The 22,208-nt window shown below is 69.8% G+C and carries 21 protein-coding genes; 5 read left to right on the plus strand and 16 right to left on the minus strand.

The features are described from left to right. Positions 1–85 precede the first annotated feature (85 nt). The 4 genes from OG984_RS12050 to OG984_RS12065 form a co-directional block, all read right to left on the minus strand. Positions 86–1,585: a serine/threonine-protein kinase gene (locus tag OG984_RS12050; RefSeq protein ID WP_328531807.1), complete on the minus strand. Its 1,500-nt coding sequence runs from the start codon at positions 1,583–1,585 to the stop codon at positions 86–88. Between the two features lie 156 nt (positions 1,586–1,741). Then, positions 1,742–2,821 (minus strand): branched-chain amino acid aminotransferase, encoded by a 1,080-nt coding sequence (locus tag OG984_RS12055; RefSeq protein WP_442940982.1) that lies wholly within the window; start codon positions 2,819–2,821, stop codon positions 1,742–1,744. 118 nt (positions 2,822–2,939) lie between these two features. Next, positions 2,940–3,995 (minus strand): 3-isopropylmalate dehydrogenase, encoded by a 1,056-nt coding sequence (locus tag OG984_RS12060; protein ID WP_328531809.1) that lies wholly within the window; start codon positions 3,993–3,995, stop codon positions 2,940–2,942. 9 nt (positions 3,996–4,004) lie between these two features. Continuing rightward, positions 4,005–4,175 carry a hypothetical protein gene (locus OG984_RS12065; RefSeq protein WP_328531810.1) on the minus strand — a complete coding sequence of 57 codons (171 nt, stop codon included), beginning with the start codon at positions 4,173–4,175 and terminating at the stop codon, positions 4,005–4,007. Between the two features lie 267 nt (positions 4,176–4,442). Here OG984_RS12065 and OG984_RS12070 point away from each other — a divergent pair, with 267 nt between their 5' ends. Beyond that, positions 4,443–5,012 (plus strand): O-methyltransferase, encoded by a 570-nt coding sequence (locus OG984_RS12070; RefSeq protein WP_328531811.1) that lies wholly within the window; start codon positions 4,443–4,445, stop codon positions 5,010–5,012. Between the two features lie 117 nt (positions 5,013–5,129). On the opposite strand, the gene OG984_RS12075 is transcribed toward OG984_RS12070, so the two are convergent. Continuing rightward, the gene (locus tag OG984_RS12075; RefSeq protein ID WP_328531812.1) at positions 5,130–5,825 is read right to left on the minus strand and encodes a DsbA family oxidoreductase; all 696 of its coding nucleotides are present in this window, start codon (positions 5,823–5,825) and stop codon (positions 5,130–5,132) included. Between the two features lie 159 nt (positions 5,826–5,984). Here OG984_RS12075 and OG984_RS12080 point away from each other — a divergent pair, with 159 nt between their 5' ends. Both OG984_RS12080 and OG984_RS12085 read left to right on the plus strand, forming a co-directional pair. Beyond that, entirely contained in the window at positions 5,985–6,902 is a 918-nt protein-coding gene (locus tag OG984_RS12080) for an ABC transporter ATP-binding protein (protein WP_328531813.1), read from the plus strand. Then, positions 6,899–7,717, plus strand: coding sequence for an ABC transporter permease (locus OG984_RS12085; protein WP_328531814.1), 819 nt, complete (start codon positions 6,899–6,901; stop codon positions 7,715–7,717). Before OG984_RS12080 ends, OG984_RS12085 begins: the two co-directional genes overlap by 4 nt. 179 nt (positions 7,718–7,896) lie before the next feature. On the opposite strand, the gene ilvC is transcribed toward OG984_RS12085, so the two are convergent. The 3 genes from ilvC to OG984_RS12100 are packed head-to-tail and all read right to left on the minus strand — an operon-like array spanning position 7,897 to position 11,271. After that, complete coding sequence (ilvC, locus tag OG984_RS12090; protein WP_008358413.1) at positions 7,897–8,922, minus strand: ketol-acid reductoisomerase; 1,026 nt, start codon at positions 8,920–8,922, stop codon at positions 7,897–7,899. 34 nt (positions 8,923–8,956) lie between these two features. Next, positions 8,957–9,520, minus strand: coding sequence for an acetolactate synthase small subunit (gene ilvN / locus OG984_RS12095; protein WP_008358415.1), 564 nt, complete (start codon positions 9,518–9,520; stop codon positions 8,957–8,959). Next, positions 9,520–11,271 (minus strand): acetolactate synthase large subunit, encoded by a 1,752-nt coding sequence (locus OG984_RS12100; RefSeq protein WP_442940983.1) that lies wholly within the window; start codon positions 11,269–11,271, stop codon positions 9,520–9,522. Before OG984_RS12100 ends, ilvN begins: the two co-directional genes overlap by 1 nt. 389 nt (positions 11,272–11,660) lie before the next feature. On the opposite strand from OG984_RS12100, the gene OG984_RS12105 reads away from it, so the two are divergent. Next, positions 11,661–12,143, plus strand: coding sequence for a nitroreductase/quinone reductase family protein (locus OG984_RS12105; RefSeq protein ID WP_328531815.1), 483 nt, complete (start codon positions 11,661–11,663; stop codon positions 12,141–12,143). A gap of 4 nt (positions 12,144–12,147) precedes the next feature. Here OG984_RS12105 and OG984_RS12110 read toward each other — a convergent pair whose 3' ends face one another. Beyond that, positions 12,148–14,268, minus strand: a complete 2,121-nt coding sequence (locus OG984_RS12110) for a prolyl oligopeptidase family serine peptidase (protein WP_328531816.1) — start codon at positions 14,266–14,268, stop codon at positions 12,148–12,150. A 54-nt stretch (positions 14,269–14,322) separates the two neighbouring features. Here OG984_RS12110 and OG984_RS12115 point away from each other — a divergent pair, with 54 nt between their 5' ends. Then, the gene (locus OG984_RS12115) at positions 14,323–15,660 is read left to right on the plus strand and encodes an ABC1 kinase family protein (protein ID WP_328531817.1); all 1,338 of its coding nucleotides are present in this window, start codon (positions 14,323–14,325) and stop codon (positions 15,658–15,660) included. A gap of 4 nt (positions 15,661–15,664) precedes the next feature. Here the strand turns inward: OG984_RS12115 and OG984_RS12120 are convergent, their stop codons facing one another. From OG984_RS12120 to OG984_RS12150, 7 genes are all read right to left on the minus strand, one after another. Next, positions 15,665–16,075, minus strand: coding sequence for a VOC family protein (locus OG984_RS12120; RefSeq protein WP_328531818.1), 411 nt, complete (start codon positions 16,073–16,075; stop codon positions 15,665–15,667). A gap of 33 nt (positions 16,076–16,108) precedes the next feature. Then, on the minus strand, positions 16,109–16,423 hold the full coding sequence (locus tag OG984_RS12125) for an SHOCT domain-containing protein (RefSeq protein ID WP_328531819.1): 315 nt from the start codon (positions 16,421–16,423) through the stop codon (positions 16,109–16,111). Between the two features lie 113 nt (positions 16,424–16,536). Further along, positions 16,537–17,244, minus strand: coding sequence for a GNAT family N-acetyltransferase (locus OG984_RS12130; protein WP_328531820.1), 708 nt, complete (start codon positions 17,242–17,244; stop codon positions 16,537–16,539). 34 nt (positions 17,245–17,278) lie between these two features. Beyond that, positions 17,279–18,517 carry an MFS transporter gene (locus tag OG984_RS12135; RefSeq protein WP_328531821.1) on the minus strand — a complete coding sequence of 413 codons (1,239 nt, stop codon included), beginning with the start codon at positions 18,515–18,517 and terminating at the stop codon, positions 17,279–17,281. Positions 18,518–18,608: 91 nt separating this feature from the next. Continuing rightward, entirely contained in the window at positions 18,609–19,172 is a 564-nt protein-coding gene (locus OG984_RS12140) for a pyridoxamine 5'-phosphate oxidase family protein (protein WP_328531822.1), read from the minus strand. A gap of 6 nt (positions 19,173–19,178) precedes the next feature. Next, positions 19,179–21,026 carry a dihydroxy-acid dehydratase gene (ilvD, locus tag OG984_RS12145; protein WP_328531823.1) on the minus strand — a complete coding sequence of 616 codons (1,848 nt, stop codon included), beginning with the start codon at positions 21,024–21,026 and terminating at the stop codon, positions 19,179–19,181. Between the two features lie 89 nt (positions 21,027–21,115). Next, positions 21,116–22,171, minus strand: a complete 1,056-nt coding sequence (locus tag OG984_RS12150; RefSeq protein ID WP_328531824.1) for a hypothetical protein — start codon at positions 22,169–22,171, stop codon at positions 21,116–21,118. Positions 22,172–22,208 lie beyond the last annotated feature (37 nt).

Here is a 22,208-nt window from a genome sequence, read left to right on the forward strand (position 1 = left end):
GGCTCGACGCGCTAGCGAATGATGATGACGTGGTTCGTCATAGCCCTGATACTGCCACGAAATCTTTCTCCGTGGGACGGGCGTCTCACCAGCCGAGGAGCTCGACCCACCACGGCTCGTCGCCGCCGGAGAACTGCGAGCCCTCCTCGGCGAGGGTCTGGATCGGGAAGAGCGCCAGGGTGAGGACCACGGCGAACCCGAGGATCCAGGGCAGCCACCGCGCCGAGATCCGGTGGACCGCGGCGGTCACCGGGTCGCGCAGCCGGTCGCGGCCGGAGCCGGTCCACAGCGCGGTCACGAACGCCAGACCGGCCAGACCCAGGGCCGCCTCGAGGGAGAGCTGGAGGGCGTAGCCGATCAGCACCGCGGCCAACACGAACCCGAAGCCCCACACCCCGACGACGAACGTCTTCGGGAGCGAGCGGAGCAGCCGCCAGGGCGCACCGACCAGCAGCCGGGGCGCGTCGTGCCACTTGCGGCCGCGATACCAGCGCCAGCGGCGCAGGTCACCGGCGGCCAGGGTGGCGGCGCGGATCAGCCAAGCCCCACCGAGCACGGTCAGGAAGCCGACGCTCGGGAACGCGGCGATCACGCCGACGGTGACGGCGAGCAGGCCGAGCCAGATGGCCGCTCGGCGCACCTTCTCCAGCCGGGGGTCGTGTCGCGGGCCCACCGGCAGGGCGACCGGAGTGACCGGCGTGGTGGCCTTCTCCCGCTCGGCCCGGTCGCTCAGCGAGAGCTGCTCGACCGGCTTGTGCACGAACGGCCGGCGCGGCGTACGCAGCCACTCGCGGACCTCGTCCAGCGTCGGGCGGTCGGCGGGGTCGGGTGAGAGCGCCTGGCCGAGCAGCCCGCGCAGCGGCTGCGGCACCCCCTCCAGGTCGTGCTCGCCGCGCCGGGCCCGGTCCATGAGCTTCATCGGGTTGCCCTCGCCGAAGGGTGGGCGGCCGGTCGCTGCGTACGCCACCACGGAGGCCCACGAGTGCACGTCCGAGGCCGGGGTCGCCGGGTCGCCCACCGCGATCTCCGGCGGCAGGTAGCCGGGCGTGCCGATCAGCAGGCCGGTCACGGTGATCTTCGGGTCGTCGGCGACGCGGGCGAGCCCGAAGTCGATCAGGATCGGGGTGCGGCCCTCCATGATGATGTTGGCCGGCTTGATGTCGCGGTGGAGGACGCCGACGGCATGGCAGTCGGCGATGCCCTCGGCCAGGTCGCTGGCCAGCTGCTCGACGTCCTCCCGCGAGAGCGGCCCGTCGTTGATGATCCTGTCGTGCAGCGTCGGGCCCGGGACGTAGCGCGTCGCCAGCCACGGCACCTCGCCCCACGGGTCGGCGCCGACGACGCCCGCCACCCACCGGCTCCGCACCCGCTGCAGCGAGGAGACCTCGCGCGCGAGGCGCTGGCGGCCCTCCTCGTCACCCACGACCTGCGTACGCAGCACCTTCAGCGCCACTCGCTCACCGCTCGTGCGGTGGCCGGCCAGGTGGACCCGCCCCATCCCGCCCTGTCCCAGCAACGAGATCAGGTCGTAGTCACCAACGGTCTCCCGTTGGTTCGCCGGCAGGCGGCGTGGGGCTGTCGTCACCTGACAAACCTTATCGGCCGCGGCCGAGATCCGGCCGAGGCGTCACCCGCGTCGGCCGAGGTGGCACAGTCGTGCCACCTCGGCCGACCGGAGTGACGCTTCGACCTGCGTACCTGACGCCTCGGCTGACGCGACTGACGCCTCGGCCGTCGAGGGTCAGACGATCTTGCGCATCCAGCCGAAGGTGTCCTCGGCCCGGCCGAACTGGATGTCGACGAGCTGCTTGCGGATGGTCTTCCAGACCTCGCCGTCGCCGGCGGAGGCGATGGAGCCGCCGTTGTAGACGAGCTCGCCGACCGGGGTGACGACCGCGGCGGTGCCGCAGGCGAAGACCTCAGTGATCTCGCCGGACTCGACGCCGGACTTCCACTCGTCGATGGCGAACTTGCGCTCCTCGACGGTGTAGCCGAGCTTGCCCGCGAGCTCGATGATGGAGGCGCGGGTGATGCCCTCGAGGATGGTGCCGGTCTCGGGGGTGACGATCCGGCCGTCTGCGTGGACGAAGTAGAGGTTCATGCCGCCGAGCTCCTCGACGTACTTGCCCTCCTGCGCGTCCAGGAACACGACCTGGTCGCAGCCGTTGGCCGAGGCCTCGGCCTGGGCGACCAGCGAGGAGGCGTAGTTGCCGCCGGTCTTGGCCGCGCCCATGCCGCCGCGACCGGCACGGGTGTAGTCCTCGGTGAGCCAGATCCGCACCGGCTTCACGCCGCCCTTGAAGTAGGAGCCGGCGGGCGAGGCGATGACCATGTAGGTGACGTGCTGAGCCGGGCGAACGCCGAGGAACGCCTCCGAGGCGAACATGAACGGCCGCAGGTAGAGGCTCTTCTCGTCGGTCTCGGACGCCTCGGGCACCCACCGCTGATCGACCTTGACGAGGTCGAACACGGTCTGCACGAAGTCCTCGATCTCGAGGACGGGCAGCGCCAGCCGCTCGCTCGAGCGGGCCATCCGGGCGGCGTTCGCCTCGGGCCGGAAGGACCAGATCGAGCCGTCGGCATGCCGGTAGGCCTTCATGCCCTCGAAGATCTCCTGGGCGTAGTGCAGCACGGCTGCCGACGGGTCCAGGCTGATCGGCGCGTACGCCTCGATGCGACCGTTGTGCCAGCCCTGTTCGGGCGTCCACTCGACGGTCAGCATGTGGTCGGTGAAATGGTTGCCGAAGCCTGGGTTCGCCAGGACCTCCGCGAGCTGCTTGTCGGTGGCCGGTTGGGTCGACAATGTGGTGCTGATCTCCATGGGCATGAGATTAGTCCTGTTCTGCGAGAGCTGTGCTAATGCGGGCCGGGTAAGTGATGAGGACAGACGAAGGGCCGGGCGCAGAATCTCTGCGCCCGGCCCCGTCAGGGTTGAGCGTCTAGCTGGTTACGCGCGCGGCGATCGCGTCGCCGACCTCGGAGGTCGTACGCGGCTCGGAGCCGCGCTCGGAGAGGTCGGCGAGCACGGCGGCGTCGATGGTGGCGGCAGCCTCGGGGTGGCCGAGGTGCTCGAGCAGAAGGGCCCCGGACAGGATGGCCGCGGTGGGGTCCGCCTTCTGCTGGCCGGCGATGTCGGGGGCCGAGCCGTGGACCGGCTCGAACATCGAGGGGAACTCCCGGGAGGAGTTGATGTTTCCGGAGGCGGCCAGGCCGATGCCGCCGGTGATGGCAGCGGCGAGGTCGGTGATGATGTCGCCGAAGATGTTGTCGGTGACGATCACGTCGAAACGCGACGGGTCGGTGGCGAGGAAGATCATCACCGCGTCGATGTGGAGGTAGTCCACGGTGACGTCGGGGAACTCCTCGGCGACCTGCTGGGTGATCCGCCACCACAGCGAGCCGGCGTTGACGAGGACGTTGGTCTTGTGGACCAGCGTCAGCTTCTTGCGCGGACGCGCCTGAGCGCGGGCGAAGGCGTCGCGTACGACCCGCTCCACGCCGTAGGCGGTGTTGACCGAGGTCTCGGTGGCGACCTCGTGCGGGGTTCCGACCCGCATCGCGCCACCGTTGCCGGTGTAGAGGCCCTCGGTGCCCTCACGCACAACCACGAAGTCGATCTCGCCCTTGTTCAGCACCTCGGTCGACAGCGGGGAGGTCGCCCCCGGGAAGAGCCGGCTCGGACGGAGGTTGACGTAGTGGTCGAGCTCGAAGCGGAGCTTGAGCAGCAGCCCGCGCTCGAGGATGCCGGGAGGCAGGTTCGGGTCGTTGGGCTTGCCGCCGACCGCGCCGAGCAGGATCGCGTCCTGCTCCTTGATCTCGGCGAGAACGGACTCGGGAAGCACCTCACCGGTGGCGAGATAGCGCTCGGCGCCCAGGTCGTATCGGGTCTGCTCGAACTTCACCGGAGAAGCGACCTCGAGCACCTTCAGCGCCTCGGCGGTCACCTCCGGCCCGATGCCGTCGCCGGGGATCACTGCGAGGTTGGTCGTAGACATACGGCGAGACTAGTTGTCGTCGGGCCGCTGGCCGCCGTTGTCCCGCAGGTCGAGCGCCTGCTGGACCGCGGCGATCGTGTTCTCGACACTGTGCGGGTTCTCCGGGTTGTGGCTCGCCGGGCCCCACTCGCGGCTCCACTCGTTGTAGTCAGCGGGGCTTTCGGGGTACATCGCGTACATGGCTTCTTCCTTCACACATCGGGAAACAGAGGGGTGTGGGAGAGAAGCCGGGGTCTTTTGGAAGACGGAAGCCACCGCGACGAGGTGGCTTCTCCTGCGGTCGTTACCGCCGGGCCCCGTCGCGGCACTCGAGTACGAGAAAAATGCTCCGCATGGTGTTCTGACGTTAACCCGGCAGACGCCTCCAGGGAGCCGATCTGGACGAATGGTCCGCTATCCGAGACACCCGCGCGCGCGCTCACACGCCATATCGGGAAGACTGGTCCCGTGAGCGCACCTCCAGAGCTGCCAGACATCGTGACCCGCGCCTTCGACGTCTCCCGTCGCGCGGGCTATGTGTCGTTCTGCCGCAACGAGACCGGACGGTTGCTGGCGACCCTGGCGGCCACACGAAGCGGCACGATGGCGGAGTTCGGCACGGGGTGCGGCGTCGGCACCGCCTGGCTGCGCAGCGGCGTACGCGGTGCAGCAGCCCAGATCGTCTCCGCCGAGCTCGACGAGCACCTCGCCAAGGAGGCCTCGGAGATCTTCGCCGACGACGCGCAGGTCGAGGTGATCGCGGCCGACTGGGCGATCCTCCGCGACCGTGGCCCGTTCGCGCTGCTCTTCCTGGACGCCGAGACCCCCGGCGGGGTCTCCCCCGACCAGCTCGCCGACCTGGTCGAGGAGGGTGGCATCGTCGTCATCGACGACCTCATCCCCACCGACCTGTGGCCGCCGATCGTCTACGGACGCGTCGACAGCCTGCGCGAGTCCTGGCTCACCGACGAGCGTTTCACCACCGTCGAGGTCATGGTCGCCCCCGACACCAGCGTCCTGATCGCCACGAAGCGCTGAGCGGGCCGGTTGGTTCGTCAAGGTATGCAGCCGAACCATCACTTCCCGTGCGGAGTTCCGCTAGGGATCTGTCGGTTGATCTGCATACCTTGACGAACATACACACCCCCGCGCCGGTCAGATCGCGCAGCCGTCGGGGCCGCAGGCGTCGCCCTCACCGACGAGCGTGAGCGCCGGCTTGGTCTCGGCGTGCACCTTCTCCAGCAGCTGGCTGAACAGGTCGGTCGGCTGGGCGCCGGAGACGCCGTACTTCCCCTCGACGACATAGAACGGCACCCCGGTGGCGCCGTAGGCGCGGGCCTGGTCGATGTCGGCCTGGACATCGCCGGCGAACTCCTCGCTCGCGAGCACCTCGTCCACCCGGCCGGCGTCGAGCCCGACGGTCACCGCGGCCTTCTTCAGGACCGCGTGGTCGCCCATCGACTCACCGCGGGTGAAGTACGCAGCGAGCAGCTCCTCCTTGAGCGCGGCCTGCTTGCCCTCGGCCTTGGCCAGGTGCAGCAGCCTGTGGGCGTCGATGGTCCGCGCGTGCGGGGTGTCCTCGTGGCGGAACTCCAGGCCGGCCGCTGCGGCGGGGACGTTGGCCCGCTTCATCAGCTCGCGGGCCTGGTCGACGGAGGCGCCGAACTTCTTCGCGAGGGCCTCGACGGTGGTCTCGACCGGGACCTCGGGAGCGGTCGGGTCGAGCTCGAAGGAGTGGTAGACGATCTCGACGTCGTCGCTGTGCTCGAAGCGCTCGAGGGCTTCCTCGAGATGGCGCTTGCCGATGTAGCACCAGGGACAGACGACGTCGGACCAGACATCAATACGCATGTGACGGGAACGTTTGGTTCGGTACGAAACATTCCGCAGCGAACCGATCTCCCCTGAGACCGTCTCAGGGGAGATCAGGGGAAGGCCCAGGAACCGTCCAGGGATGTGCCAGGGATCTGCCCGACGCGCGCGAGGACCCCGAGGCGCGAGGCTCGGAGCATGATCCAGATCGATGCCCTCACCAAGAGATACGGCAGGTTCACGGCCGTCGACAACGTGACCTTCACAGCCGAGCCCGGCCGGGTGACCGGCTTCCTCGGCCCCAACGGCGCCGGCAAGTCCACGACCATGCGCATCCTGGTCGGACTCACCGATCCGTCATCCGGCAGCGCGCACCTCCTCGGCCGCCACTTCTCGCAGCTGCCCAACCCGGGCCGCGAGGTCGGCGTGCTGCTCGACGCCTCCGCCCAGCACGGCGGCCGCACCGGCCGGGAGATCCTCACACTGGCCGCCCGCACCATGGGCCTGCCGAAGTCCCGCGTCGCCGAGACCCTCGAGCGGGTAAGCCTGACCGAGGAGGAGGCCGGGCGCCGCGTACGCAACTACTCCCTCGGGATGCGGCAGCGACTCGGGATCGCGACGGCCCTGATCGGAGACCCCGAGGTGCTGATCCTCGATGAGCCCGCCAACGGCCTGGACCCGGCCGGCATCCGCTGGATGCGCGACCTGCTGCGCGGCTTCGCCGACGACGGCGGCACCGTGCTGCTCTCCTCGCACCTGCTGCACGAGATCGAGGTGATCGCCGACGACATCGTGGTCATCGGCAACGGCCGGATCGTGGCGCAGGGCACCAAGCAGGAACTGCTCGCCAGCGGCGAGACGTACGCCCGTTCCAGTGACCCCACCTCGCTCGGCCGGGCGCTCCAGCGGGCCGGGCACACCGCCGAGATCACCTCGGTGGGCGCCGTCCGCAGCGACGCCGACCTCACCACCGTCGGGCAGATCGCCTTCGACGCCGGGCTGGTGCTGGCCGAGCTCCGCGCCGCCGACGGCGCCGGCCTGGAGGAGATGTTCCTCCAGCTCACCGCCGAGACCCAGCGTGACCACCTCCAGACCCCGGAAAGGGAAGCAGCATGACCACCACGACCCTCGCCCCGGAGCCGGCCACCCCGGCTGCGGCCCACCGCCGCGAGCGCGCCGTGCCCGCACCGATCCCGTTCGGCCGGATCGCCGGCATCGAGCTGCGCAAGATGTTCGACACCCGGTCGGGGTTCTGGCTGATGGCCAGCCTGGTCGTGCTCTCCCTGGCCGCGACCGCGGCGACGATCGTCTTCGTGGACGCCGACAACCTCGACTACGAGGGCTTCGCCAGTGCCTGGGGCATCCCGATGTCCGTGATCCTGCCGATGATCGCGGTGCTCGCCGTCACGAGTGAGTGGAGCGCCCGCAGCGCGCTGACGACCTTCACCCTGGTCCCCGGACGCGGTCGCGTGATCGGCGCGAAAGCCGTGGTCACCGCCCTGGTCGGAGTCGCCGCCATCGCGGTCGCAGCACTCGTCGGCGCCTTGGGCTACCTCGGCGTGGCAACCGTCATGGATCTCGACCCCGTCTGGAACCTCTCCTTCGCCGAGCTCGCCCGGGTCACGCTGGCCAGCGAGATCGGGATGTTCATGGGCTTCATGCTGGGGATGCTCTTCCGCAACTCCCCCGCGGCCATCGTGGCGTACTTCGTCTACGCCCTCGTGCTTCCGACCGTCTCCTCGGCGCTCGCCTCCACCAACACCTGGTGGGCCGAGCACGCCACCTGGTTCGACCTCAACTGGGCGACGATGAACCTCTACTCCGAGATGACCGACAAGATGTGGGCGCAGCTCGGCGTCGCGAGCGTGATCTGGCTCGTGGTGCCGCTGCTCGTCGGCCTCCGCCTCGTCCTCAAGTCCGAGGTCAAATAACCCCGCCGAGTCGGCGCAACTGTCCCACCCAAAACCCCCGAGTCGGCGCCGGGTCCTGGGACAGTGGCGCCGACTCGGCATGTCGAAGGTCAGCGGGCGGCTGAGCCCGAGCGACCCTTCGGGCCGCTGGGTCGCTTGCTCGGCGAACGAGCCAACGCTCGCTGGCGCTCGCGAGCTCGTTACCTCGCTGCGCTCCCCTCGGTGTAGTCGTCGTCGGTCTGGCTCCACGAGAAGTGGGCGCGCAGGGCCTTGCCGGTGGCCTCGATCGGGTGACCGGCCTCCTCCTCGCGCAGCTTCTGGAACTCGACCGCACCGTTGTCCTGGTCGGCGATGAAGCGGGCGGCGAAGGAGCCGTCCTGGATCTCGGCGAGCACCTGCTGCATGGTCTCCTTGACCTGCGGGCCGATGACGCGCGGGCCGGAGACGTAGTCGCCGTACTCAGCGGTGTCGGAGATCGACCAGCGCTGCTTGGCGATGCCGCCCTCCCACATCAGGTCCACGATGAGCTTGAGCTCGTGGAGCACCTCGAAGTAGGCGATCTCGGGCTGGTAACCGGCCTCGGTCAGCGTCTCGAACCCGGCCTGGACCAGGTGGGACACGCCGCCGCAGAGCACGGCCTGCTCGCCGAAGAGGTCGGTCTCGGTCTCCTCGGTGAAGGTCGTCTTGATGACGCCGGCACGGGTGCCGCCGATGCCCTTGGCGTAGGACTTCGCGAGGTCCCAGGCGGAGCCGGAGGCGTCCTGCTCGACGGCGATGATGTCCGGGATGCCGCGGCCGGCGACGTACTCACGACGGACGGTGTGGCCCGGAGCCTTCGGGGCCACCAGGATCACGTCGACGCCCTCGGGCGCCTTGATGTAGCCGAAGCGCACGTTGAAGCCGTGGCCGAAGACGAGGGTCTTGCCGGCGGTCACGTGGGGCGCGAGCTGGTCGTTGTAGAGACCGCGCTGGTGCTGGTCGGGGGCGAGGATGACGATCACGTCGGCCTCGGCGGCGGCGTCGGCGGGGCTGAGGACCTTGAAGCCCTCCTCCTCGGCCTTCGGGGTCGACTTCGAGCCGGGCTGCAGGCCGATGCGCACGTCCACACCGGAGTCACGCAGGTTGAGCGCGTGGGCGTGGCCCTGGCTGCCGTAGCCGATGACGGCAACCTTCTTCGCCTGGATCAGCGCGAGGTCGGCGTCGTCGTCGTAGAAAATCTCAGCCACGAGGGCTTCTCCTTTAGTTGTGTTTGATAGGGGTTCAGACCGCGGAAGGCGGAGCGGGCACAGCCACGGATCGCAGACTGCGCTCGGAGATCGACCGGGAGCCGCGGCCCATGCCGACCATGCCGGACTGGGAGAGCTCACGGATACCGAAGGGCTCGATGACCCGGAGGAAGTCGTTGAGCTTGCCGGTGTTGCCGGCCAGCTGGACGATCACGGTGTCGGTGGACACGTCGACGACCTTGGCCCGGAAGAGCTGGATGGTGTCGAGCACCTGGCTGCGGGTCTCCGTGGTGGCGGTGATCTTGACCAGCATGAGGGCACGCTGGACGCGCGTCTCAGGCTCGAGCTCGACGATCTTGATCACCTCGACCAGCTTGTTGAGCTGCTTGGTGACCTGCTCGAGGGGGGTGTTCTCGAGATTGACCACGACCGTCATGCGGGAGACCTCGTCGTGCTCGGTCGGTCCCACCGCGAGGGATTCGATGTTGAAGCCGCGGCGCGAGAAGAGCGCGGCCACACGGGCCAGGACGCCGGGCTTGTTCTCGACCAGGACGCTCAGCGTGTGCTTGCCGCCGGTCTTCACGGGCTGGATGCTCATCAGAGGTCGTCCTCGTCGAACTCGGGCGCTAGGTCGCGCGCGTACTGGATCTCGTCGTTGGAGGAGCCGGCGGCGACCATCGGCCACACCATGGCGTCCTTGTTGACCCGGAAGTCGACGACGACGGGCATGTCGTTGATCTCCATGGCCTTCTCGATGGTGGAGTCGACGTCGTCGGCGGAGTCACAGGCCAGGCCGACGCAACCCATGGCCTCGGCCAGCTTGGGGAAGTCGGGGATGCGCTTGGGCTGTCCGTGGGACTGCAGGTTGGTGTTGGAGTAGCGCTCGCCGTAGAAGAGCGTCTGCCACTGGCGCACCATGCCGAGGTTGTCGTTGTTGATGATCGCGACCTTGATCGGGATGCCCTCGATCGCGCAGGTGGCCAGCTCCTGGTTGGTCATCTGGAAGCAGCCGTCGCCGTCGATCGACCACACCGTGGAGTCCGGGCAGCCGACCTTGGCGCCCATGGCGGCCGGGACGGAGTAGCCCATCGTGCCGAGGCCACCGGAGTTGATCCAGGTGTTGGGGTGCTCGTAGCCGATGAACTGCGCGGCCCACATCTGGTGCTGGCCCACACCGGCGGTGAAGATCGTGTCCTCGCCGGAGATCTTGCCGAGCCGCTCGATGACGTACTGCGGCGAGAGGCCCTCGGCGGGGAGGTCGTAGCCGAGCGGGTACTGCTTCTTGATCCCGGCGACGAAGGCGATCCAGCCCTCGTAGTCGCCCTCCTTGCCGGCCTCCTTCTCGGTGGTGAGCACCGCGATCAGGTCGGTGAGGACCTCGCGCACGTCGCCCACGATCGGGACGTCGGCGTAGCGGTTCTTGCCGATCTCGGCCGGGTCGATGTCGGCGTGGATCACCTTGGCGTTGGGGGCGAAGGAGTCCAGGTTGCCGGTGACGCGGTCGTCGAAGCGGGCGCCGAGGCTGATGATCAGGTCGGACTTCTGCAGGCCGGCGACCGCGGCCACGGTGCCGTGCATGCCCGGCATGCCGAGGTGCTGCGGGTGGGAGTCGGGGAAGGCGCCCCGCGCCATCAGCGTGGTGACCACCGGGATGCCGGTGAGCGTGGCCAGCTGCAGGAGCTCGCGGTGGGCGCCGGAGCGGATCGTGCCGCCACCGACGTACAGGACAGGCTTCTTGGCCTCCAGCATCAGGCGCGCCGCCTCGCGGATCTGCTTGGCGTGCGGCCTGGTCACCGGGCGGTAGCCCGGCAGGTGGAGCTCGGTCGGCCACCGGTAGGTGGTGGTGGCCTGCAACGCCGACTTGGTGACGTCGACGAGGACCGGACCCGGCCTCCCGGAGGAGGCGAGGTGGAAGGCCTCAGCGACCCGGAGCGGGATCTCCGCCGGGTCGGTGATGAGGAAGCTGTGCTTGGTGACCGGCATCGTGATGCCACGGATGTCCGCCTCCTGGAAGGCGTCCGTGCCGATCATCGCCGCGCCGACCTGGCCGGTGATGGCCACCATCGGCACGGAGTCCATGTTGGCGTCGGCAAGCGGGGTGACGAGGTTGGTCGCGCCCGGACCGGAGGTCGCCATGCAGACCCCGACCTTGCCGGTCGCCGCGGCGTAGCCCTGGGCGGCGTGCCCCGCGCCCTGCTCGTGGCGTACGAGGATGTGGCGGATCTTCGAGTCCATCAGCGGGTCGTACGCCGGAAGGATCGCCCCTCCCGGAATGCCGAAGATGTTCTCGGCCCCCGCTGCTTCCAGCGACTTGATCAGGCTCTGTGCGCCTGTCATCTGCTCGCTCATGTCCGCCGTCCTACTCCTCGGAGCTTCTACTCATGGGATCTCGTGGGGTTGCTTGTGCAACAAAAAACCCTCCGGCCCGGCGGGCAACGGAGGGAGACGCGTCGTCTGGGGCCAGTGGCTCCTAGGCGACGCGCCTGATAAGTACGAGAATGCTGTGCAGCATGCCCACACGTTAACCCCATGTGTCGCGCCGTGTCACCTCACCCTATCGCGCGTCCCATGATCTGAGATCACCGTCCCAGTATCTGTCAGTCGTTCGGTCGGGGCAGAACGTCGGGGCGGAACGTCGGTCCGGATCTCAGGGTTCTCACCGAGGCGGCGGGCCCGCGCGGATCGCTAGCCTGGACGGACCAGTGGATCTCGGGTCCGTCCGCCCAGTGGAGGCAACGATGTCGACCGACGAGAAGCACCGCTCCGCGTGGCTGCCGCCACGCTGGTTCATCCGCGCCGCGTGGTGGTTCCACCGCCGGCTGTACGCAGCGGGCGGAGCCCGCTTCCTGCGCCGCCCACGCCCGGACCGGGCCGGCATGCTCCGGCTGACCACGGTCGGGCGCCGCACCGGGCAGGAGCGCTCGGTCATCCTGTCCTACGTGCCCGACGGTTCGACCTACGTCACGCTGGCGATGAACGGTTGGGCCGACCCGCCGCCCGCGTGGTGGCTGAACCTGAAGGCCACCCCCGAAGCCCTCGCCGAGACCGTCGACGGCCCACGCCGGGTGCGCGCCCACGAGGCCCTCGGGCCCGAGCGCGAGCGCCTGTGGTCGCTGCTCGCCGCCGCCGACGACGGGTGGGGCGAGCTCGACGACTTCGCCGCCCGGCGCTCGCACCGGACTCCGGTGGTGGTCCTGGAGGTCGCCGAGCCGACCTCGTGACCCCTCAGCCCAGGCCGAGGCGCTCGCGCAGGAACGTCCAGGCGAAGGCGGACAGGTGGGCCGACTGCGCGTTGTTGGCCGCGCCGCCGTGGCCACCCTCGATGTTCTCGTAGTAGGTGACGTCCTTGCCGGTCGCGGCCAGCAGCGCGGCCATCTTGCGGGCGTGGCCGGGGTGGACCCGGTCGTCCTTGGTGGACGTGGTGAGCAGGACGGGCGGGTAGGTCCGCGACCCGTCGAGCAGGTGGTAGGGCGAGAAGGTCCGGATGTACTCCCACTCCTCGGGCACGTCCGGGTCGCCGTACTCCGCCATCCACGACGCCCCGGCGAGGAGGTGGGAGTAGCGCTTCATGTCCAGCAGCGGCACCTGGATCACGACGGCCCCGAACAGCTCGGGGTAGAGCGTGAGCATGTTGCCGGTCAGCAGCCCACCGTTGGAACCACCCTGGATGCCGAGGTGGCTCGCGTCGGTCACACCGGTCTCGGCAAGGTGGCGGGCGACGGCGGCGAAGTCCTCGTAGGCCCGGTGCCGGTTCTCCTTCAGCGCGGCCTGGTGCCACGCCGGGCCGTACTCCCCTCCCCCGCGGATGTTGGCCACCACGTAGACACCGCCCTCGCTCAGCCAGGCGCGGCCGACACCGGCGGAGTAGCCCGGGGTCATCGGGATCTCGAAGCCGCCGTAGCCGTAGAGCAGCGCCGGGGCCGGGCCGGCGCTGCCGTCGAGGGCGGCTTCGGAGCCGACGATGAAGTAGGGGATCCGAGTGCCGTCCGCGGAGGTGGCGAAGCGCTGCTCGGCGCGGAGCCCGTCGGCGTCGAACCAGGCCGGCGCCGACTTGAGCGGCTCGACGGTCTCGGCGCCGATCGTGGTCAGGCCGTACGTCGCGGGGGTCAGGTAGCCGCTGGTCACGACCCAGACCTCGTCGGACTCGACCGCGTCGACCGCGCGGGTGCCGACCGCGGCGACCGGGTCGGTCGCGGGGAAGTCCGAGCGCGCCCACTCCCCCGACGCCGACGGGGTCAGCACGTGCAACCGGTTCTTGACGTCCTCGAAGATGTTGAGGACGAGGTGGTTGCGGGTCCAGGTCGCCCCGGCGAGCGATGTCTTCGCGGTGGGCTCGAAGAGGACGGTCAGGTCGCGCTCACCCGCCAGGAACCGGTCGGCCTCGATCGCGAGCAGCGACCCGGCGGCGTACGTCGTGCCCGCGACGGTCCACTCCTCGCGGAGCTCGATCACCAGCCACTCCCGGTGGAAGCCGGCCTCGGCCGAGTCGGGGATGTCGAGCTTGGTGAGGGTCTGCTCGGGGGTGCCGGGGTCGGTGGCGACGTACGTCTCGGACTTGTAGAACGCGATCGAGCGGCTGACCAGGTCGCGCTCGAAGCCCGGGGTGTGGATGCGGCGGGCCGAGATGTACATGTCCTCGTCGGTGCCCTCGTAGACCACCGCCGCGTCCTCGAACGGGGTGCCGCGGCGCCACAACTTCACGATCCGCGGGTAGCCGCTCGGGGTCAGCGAGCCGGGGCCGAAGTCGGTGAAGACGTAGACCGCGTCGGGACCGCACCAGGAGAGCGCGCCCTTGGCGCCGCCCTGCTCGACGGCACGGGTGAAACCACCGTCGGCCGGGCTCACGAAGGTCTTGGTGACGAGGTCGAACTCCCGGGTCACGTCGGCGTCCGAGCCGCCCGGGGAGAGGTCGACGAGCACCTTGCGCCAGGGCTCACCGGGCTCGGGCCGGAGCACCGAGGCGCCGTGCCAGACCCAGCTCTCGTCCTCCTCGGCCGCGAGCGCGTCGAGGTCGAGCAGGATCTCCCACTCGGGGTCGTCGGTGCGGTAGGACTCCGGCGTGGTGCGTCGCCAGATGCCGCGCTCGTGGTCGGCGTCGCGCCAGAAGTTGTAGAGGTGCTCGCCGAGGCGCGCGACCTCGGGCACCCGGTCGTCGGAGTCGAGCACCTCGAGGATCTGCGCCTCGATCTTGGCGAAGACGGGATCGGCACCGACACTCGCGTGTGCCTCCTCGTTGCGGGCCCGCACCCACGCCAGCGCCTCGACCCCGTCGACCTCCTCCAACCAGCCGAACGGGTCCTCCCCGTCAGGGTCGAGCGGGGTCACGATCGTGGGCTCAGAGGTCATGCGGGAAGGCTACTTCCCGGTGCGCAAGTTGCAGCCGACAGGCACACTGGCGTCATGAGTGAGGCTGAGGAGTCGTCGAAGGGTCTGCCGCGGCGAGCGGCGACACGGACGGCCAAGCTGGCCGCGCTGCCGATGGGCTACGCCGGGCGCAAGGCCCTCGGGCTCGGGAAGCGAATCGGCGGCAAACCCGCCGAGGCGGTGCTGGCCGACGTCCACCAGCGTACGGCCGACCAGCTGTTCCGGACCCTGGGCGAGCTCAAGGGCGGCGCGATGAAGTTCGGGCAGATGCTCTCGATCATGGAGGCGGCGCTGCCGGAGTCGCAGGCGGCCCACTACCGCGCCCAGCTCACCCGGCTCCAGGACTCCGCTCCCCCGATGCCGACCGGGATCGTACGCGGCCTGCTGGCCCGCGATCTCGGACCCGACTGGTCCGAGCAGCTGGTCGACCTGTCCGAGGAGCCGGCCGCCTCGGCCTCGATCGGACAGGTTCATCGTGGCCGCTGGGCCGACGGCCGCGAGGTGGCGGTGAAGGTGCAGTATCCGGGTGCCGACGAGGCCCTGCGCGCCGACCTGCGCCAGATCGGCCGGGTCGCGGCGATCGGCAACGCCGTCGTGCCGGGGATGGACGTCAAGGCGCTGGTGGCCGAGCTGCAGGAGCGGGTCGTCGAGGAGCTCGACTACCCGAAGGAGGCCGAGGCCCAGCACGTCTTCGCCGAGGCGTACGCGGACCACCCCCTGATCGACGTCCCCGACGTCGTCGCCGTGGGGCCGAGCGTGCTCGTCACCGAGTGGGTGGAGTCGGAGGGATCGATCGCGAAGGTGATCGCCGAGGGCACCCCCGAGGAGCGCGACCACTACGGTGAGCTGCTGGCCCGGTTCTGGTTCTCCGCGCCGGGGCTGACCGGGATGCTCCACGCCGACCCGCACCCGGGCAACTTCCGGGTCCTGCCCGACGGCCGGCTCGCCGTGCTCGACTTCGGGCTGGCCGCACGGCTCCCGGAGCGGGGTTTCCCGGAGGCGATGGGCCGGCTGATCCGGATCGCCTCGACCGGCGACGCCGACGCGCTGGTCGCGGGCCTGCGCCACGAGGGCTTCATCCGCGAGGGCATCAAGGTCGAGCCGCAGCACGTGCTCGACTACCTGGCGCCGTTCGTGACGCCGGCGCTGGAGGAGCGCTTCCGGTTCACCCGGGAGTGGATGCGGGAGGAGTTCAAGCGGATCAACGATCCCAAGGACCCCGCCTACACGGTCGGGCTGAAGCTCAACCTGCCGCCGTCCTACCTGCTCATCCACCGGGTCTGGCTCGGCGGCCTCGGGGTGCTGGCGCAGCTCAACGCGGAGGCGCCGTTCCGAGAGATCCTCGAGGAGTATCTGCCAGGCTTCGCGGGCTGACGGCTCAGGGCAGCACGGTCTGCCCCACCGGGCCGGGGTTGTAGGCGATCTCCCAGCGGACACCGTCGGGGTCGGCGAAGTAGCCGGTGTAGCCGCCCCAGACCCGCTCCTCGGCGGCCGACGCCTCGCACCCGAGCGACCGGGCCAGGTCGAGCACGCTGTCGACCTCCTCGCGGGTGGCCACGTTGTGGGCGAGGGTGAACGGCGCGACGCCGTCGGCGACAGCGATCCTGCCGACCTCCTCCTCGAACTCGGTCCGGTCCCACAGCGAGAGGATGACGTGCTCGCCGACGCGGATCATGAGCACGCCGTCGGCCTCCATCTCAGGAGTCCAGCCGAGGCCGTCGACGTAGAACGAGCGGCTCGCCGCCACGTCGGCGACGGCCACGGTGATGAAGCTGATGCGCTGGTCCATGGCAGCCACACTGCCATGGACCAGCGAGGGGTGTCAGGCCTCGTCGGCGCGGCCCGGCTTCTCACGCAGGACGTCCCGGCGAGCGCGGTACTCGTTCTCGTCGATCTCGCCCGCGGCGTACCTCTCGGCCAGTCGTGCCTCGCCCGCGCGCCGCGGCCCCTCGGCCACCCGCTTGCGGTTGTAGAGGACGACCGCGGTGATGATCGCCGCGATCACCAGGAACCACAGGATCGGGAAGATCGGCCAGAACGCCGGCGGTCCTCCCCCGTCCTGCCATGGTCCGTCCTCGCGCCATGGACCCCAGTGATCGTCGGCCACCACCGTGGCCACCGTCTCGTTGATGCTCATCGTTCGTGTCCTGTCTGTCGGGCTTGCCTATGCCCTCCAGACTGCTGCGCGCGAGCCGCCGGCACATCGGCTCAGGAGCGGGGGCCGCGTACGCAATCGTGCGTACGCAGCCCCTACTCGGGCCGGAGCCGGCTGAGCTGGCGCCCCTGCTCGTCGAAGTTCGCGGGGTCGAGCCAGCGCTCGTGCGCGTCCCGGACCTTGGGCCATTCCTCCGCCGTCACCGAGAACCAGTCGGTGTCCCGGTTGCGGCCCTTGACGACCATGTGGTTGCGGAACCGGCCCTCGTAGCTGAACCCGAGGCGCTCCGCGGCCCGCCGTGAGGGCTCGTTGAGCGAGTCGAGCTTCCACTCGAAGCGCCGGTAGCCCAGCGTGTCGAAGGCGTGCCGCATGAGCAGGTGGATCGCCTCGGTCGCCGCTCTGGTGCGGGCCAGGGCGGGCCCGAAGAGCACGCCGCCGACCTCGATGCTCCCGTTCCTCGGGTTGATCGCGTGATAGCCCGCGACGCCGCTCGCCCGGCCGGCCCGCTCCCCCTCCAACGGGACGAAGGCGAACGGGACCACGTCCTCGGCGTCGACCAGGCCCGCCAGGTGCATCCACAGGTCCTGCAGCGAGGTGGGCATGGTGATCGGCCGGTAGGTCCACAGGTCGGCGTCGTCGGGCCCGCAGACCGCGGCATAGAGGTCGGAGTACTGCGCCGAGGAGAGCGGTGCGACCCGGACGTAGCGCCCCTCGAGGGTCACCGGGTCCGGCCACGGCCGAGTTTCCCAGCCTTCGACGACGCCACCCACCGGCTGGCCACATGATTGGGAGAAATCGGTCACGGCGGTCATTGTCGCCGACCGCCGTGACCGCTGCTCAGGAGACTGCCGCATCCACCGCGTCGACCGTGGCGAGCGAGCGCCGGGCGCTGCCCAGGGCGAGCATCCCGATCAGGCAAGCCAGCAGGAGCACACCGGCCAGGACCATCACCGACTCCACCGCGAACCGGTCGGCGAGCGGACCGAAGACGATCATCGAGACCGGCATCGCCACCGACATCACGATCCCGTAGAACCCGAACACCCGGCCGCGCATCGAGTCCTCGACCTGCTCCTGCAGGACCGTGGCGGCCGGCACCAACAGCGTCTGGAAGAGGATGCAGATCACCAGGCCGGCGACCGAGAACACCCAGAAGTCGGTCGAGACACCCAGCCCGACGACGAGCAGCCCGACGCCGACGGAGGCAGCCACCATCAGCCGCACCCGGCGCTTCACCTTGGGCCCGAAGACGGCCATCATCGCCCCGCCGACGACCATCCCGACGCTCCAGAACAGCTCGTTGACGCTCAGCATCCAGACCTCGTCGCCGAAGCTGCGCGTGATCATCAGCGGCGTGAGGTGCGCCGGCGCGCCGGCCATGAACATGACGACCGCCACGAGCCCCATCACCCACCGCACCGAGGCGTTGCCCCGGACGTACCGGAGACCGGCGGCGAGGTCGCCGAAGTAGCTCACCGGCCCCGAGGCGCCCGTCGGGCGAACCGTCCGCGCCACCGGCACCAGCAGAAGCAGGAGTACGCCGGCCGCGGCTGTGACGACGTCGATGAAGAAGACCGCGACGATGCCGGTGGTCGCGTAGATCGCGGCGGCCACCGCGGGGGCGAACAGCATCATCCCCGACTGGATCGTCTGCTGGGCTCCGTTGACCCGCATCAGATGCTCGGCCGGCACCAGCTGCGGGAGCATCGCGTTGACCGCCGGTCCCTGGATCCCGGCCAGCGCCGAGCGGACCGCCATCGCGACGAAGATCATCCACAGGTCACCGACCCCGCTGAGCATCAGCAGTGCGAGCACCAGGGTGGCCACCGCGATCGTCGAGTCGGCCCCGATGATGAGCAGCTTGCGCGAGTGCCGGTCGGCCCAGACGCCGCCGAAGACCGACACGACCGCCTGCGGGAGCATCCCGGCCGCCACGCTCAGGGTCAGCACCGCGGCCGACCCGGTCTCGACCGTGAGGTGCCACATCACCGCGTACGCGACGATCATCGAGCCCAACGACGACACCGTCTGGCCGCCGAGGAAGATCAGCAGATTCCGCTTCCATCGATCCGACATCGCAACCACTCCCGCATCAGGTGGGCCGCCGTGTCGGCCCTTCACCCATGCCACGAACGACCCGGGTCCGTTTCGACAGTCGCGGAGACGGCTATCCGGATGCGGGGTCGAAGTCGAACGCCGGAAGCCCGTCGAGACTGGCCAGGTTCTTCCGGCGCCGATACTCGGCCGACCCCTCGACCCCCTTGCGCTCGAAGTATGCCGGGAGCAGGTCGCGCTCGCCGACGTACGACATCAGCGGGACCGCGAAGCCGCAGGAGTCCGAGACCCGCTCGATGTCCACGACGACGACCGCTCGGGCGCCCGGCAGGTCGGTGAAGCGGCCGGCCAGATCGGCGTACTCCTCCTCGTAGCGGGTCACCACCCGGCCCCGACCGTGGAGGCGGACGATGTTGGGCGCCCCGTCGAAGGCGCAGAACATCACCGTGATCCGGCCGTTCTCCCGCAGGTGCGCGATCGTCTCGCTGCCGCTCCCGGTGCCGTCGACCCATGCGAAGGTGAGCTCGTCGAGCATCCCGAAGGTGCCCGGGATGCCGCGGGGCGACAGGTTGACGTGACCCTCACCGGAGAGCGGCGCGGTGGCCACGAAGAAGACGACCTGCCGGTCGACGAACTCCCGCAGGCGTCCTTCGACGCGTGCGTGAACCTTTCCCATCGCCGGTTACTCGGGCATGTTGCGGTAGGCGCCGTCGGAGGCCGAGGTGGCCATCGAGGCGTAGGCCCGCAGAGCCGCGGAGACCTTGCGGTCGCGGTTGGCCGGCGTGTAGGGCTTCTCACGCTTCTCCTGCGCCACGCGACGCTCGTCGAGGACGATGTCGTCGACGTCGAGCGAGATCGAGCGGTTCGGGATGTCGATGGAGATCTGGTCGCCGTCCTCGATGAGCGCGATCAGGCCGCCACCGGCCGCCTCCGGGGAGACATGGCCGATCGAGAGCCCCGAGGTGCCACCGGAGAAGCGACCGTCGGTGATCAGCGCGCACTTCTGTCCCAGGCCGCGACCCTTGAGGAACGAGGTCGGGTAGAGCATCTCCTGCATGCCCGGCCCACCCTTCGGACCCTCGTAGCGGATCACCACGACGTGGCCGGCCTCGACCTTCTTGGCGAGGATGCCCTCGACCGCGGCGTCCTGGGACTCGAAGACGATCGCGGTGCCGGTGAAGGTCAGGCACTCCTCGGGCACGCCGGCCGTCTTCACGACGCAGCCGTCGGGCGCGATGTTGCCCGACAGGATCGCCAGGCCGCCGTCGGCGGAGTAGGCGTGCTCGAAGTCGCGGATGCAGCCCTCGGCGGCGTCGGTGTCGAGGCTGGCCCAGAGGTTCTCGGTGGAGAACGCCTCGGTCGTACGCACCCCGCCCGGCGCCGCGAGGAACAGGTCGAGTGCCTCCTGGCTGGGGTTCTCGGCGCGGATGTCCCATGTGCCCAGCCACTCCTCGACGTTCGCGGAGTGGATGGTGTGGACGTCCGTGTTGAGGGCGCCACCGCGGAGCAGCTCGCCGAGCAGCGCGGGGATGCCGCCGGCCCGGTGGACGTCCTCCATGTGGTACTTCGGGCTGTTGGGGGCGACCTTGCTCAGGCACGGGACCCGCCGCGAGATCGCGTCGATGTCGTGCACGTTGAAGTCGAGCTCGGCCTCACGGGCGGCCGCGAGCAGGTGCAGCACGGTGTTGGTCGAGCCGCCCATGGCGACGTCGAGCGCGACCGCGTTCTCGAAGGCGCTGCGGTTGGCGATGTTCCGCGGCAGGACCGACTCGTCGCCCTCCTCGTAGTAGCGGCGGCACAGCTCGACGATGGTCCGTCCCGCCTCCTCGAACAGCGCACGGCGCTTGGCGTGGGTGGCCAGCGTCGACCCGTTGCCCGGCAGGCTCAGGCCGATGGCCTCGGTGAGGCAGTTCATCGAGTTGGCGGTGAACATGCCGCTGCAGGAGCCGCACGTCGGACAGGCGGAGCGCTCGACCGTGTCGAGCAGCTCGTCGCTGACGGCCTCGTTGACCGAGAGCACCATCGCGTCGACCAGGTCGAGCTTGTCGTGGACCAGGCCCTCGACCGCGACCGTCTTGCCGGCCTCCATCGGACCACCGGAGACAAACACCACCGGGATGTTGAGCCGCAGGCTCGCCAGCAGCATGCCCGGGGTGATCTTGTCGCAGTTGGAGATGCACACGATCGCGTCGGCGCGGTGCGCCTCGACCATGTATTCCACCGCGTCCGCGATCAGCTCGCGGCTCGGCAGGGAGTAGAGCATGCCGGCGTGGCCCATCGCGATGCCGTCGTCGACGGCGATCGTGTTGAACTCCTTGGCTACTCCGCCGGCCTCCTGGATCTTCTCGGCGACGATCTTGCCGAGGTCACGAAGGTGGACATGGCCGGGCACGAACTCGGTGAACGAGTTGGCGATCGCGATGATCGGCTTGCCGAAGTCGTCATCGGTCATGCCGGTCGCGCGCCAGAGCGCTCGGGCACCCGCCATGTTGCGGCCCGAGGTCGAGGTTGCGGAGCGAAGAGTGGGCATACCAGAAGGCTAGACCCGCTCACGTATGTCTTCGAACACAGCGCCACGCGGTGGACGCGTGCCGCTCGCTCGGGACCGGCCGGCGAGCGTCAGCGGAATGCCGGCGCCAAGCGCAGCGGATGGTCGCCCCAACGACCGACGAGCTCGCGATGCAGCGCCTCTGCCCAGGTCGCCAGGGGCTGAGGCCCGGACAGGCCGACGGCGCGTCCGAGGCGAGCGAGGGTCAAGGCGCGCCGTCCGGGCATCCGGTCGTCGTCGGCGTTGTGAGCGGCGTCCGTGTCGAGGGATGCGGGAAGGAACCAGCTCACCGAGAGAAGGCACCACAGCACGGTGGCCGCATCCAGGTCGGCCTCGAAGGTCGACGGTGGCCCGGCGGTGCCGTACGACGCGTCGAGATAGGCCTGGAGAGCGAGGCTCGAGACACCGTCCGGCACCTGCCACGCGCACCAGCACGACGGCCACGGCACGCGCAGATAGGCGGCCTCCCAGGCACGGTGCCGGATCTCCGCGTGCTCGAAGTCGAGCAGCATGAGTCCGTCCGGGCCGAGCAGATTGTTGTCGGGGCAGGTGTCGCTGGGTGTCAACGCCAGATCCGGCCCCTTACGCAGCGGCGTGAGTGCGTCCTGGATCGCGTCGGGCACGTCGTCGTCCCATGGAAGTCCGTTCGTCGCGCAGAGCGTCGCCAGAGCGGATCCGAGGTCGTCCATCTGGCTGACGGTGAGGTCGGTGCGTACGCCGCTCGCCAGCGCCTCTCGAAAGACGTCCAACCGGTCGGCCGTGTGCGCCTGCAGCTCGCCGACCGCCCGCGCCCAGGCCAGGATCCGATCGCGGCCGAGAACGGCATCGGTGCCCAGCAGCGCATCGGCGACATCGGGTCCCGGACCGAGGTCCGACATCACGACGACGGCCGGGTCCTCGCGGACCCCGAGCAGCCGCGGCGCACGCACACCGTCCGCCGCCTTCAGTCCCGCGGCCTCCCGCGACCAGGTCTTCTCCTCGGGTTCGAGGTACTCCTTGACGATGGCCGTCCCGGTGCCGGCCCGGACCCGGCGTACGACGCTGCGACGGCTTCCGCCGAGCTCCGCCATCTGCTCGACCCGGTCCACCCCGAGGACCTCGGCCGCCACACGGAGCGCGTCAGTCATGCCGTGACCATATCCGGGCACGCTGCGACCCGGCGTT

Origin of the sequence: Nocardioides sp. NBC_00368 (assembly GCF_036090055.1) — a bacterium.
GTDB lineage: Bacteria > Actinomycetota > Actinomycetes > Propionibacteriales > Nocardioidaceae > Nocardioides.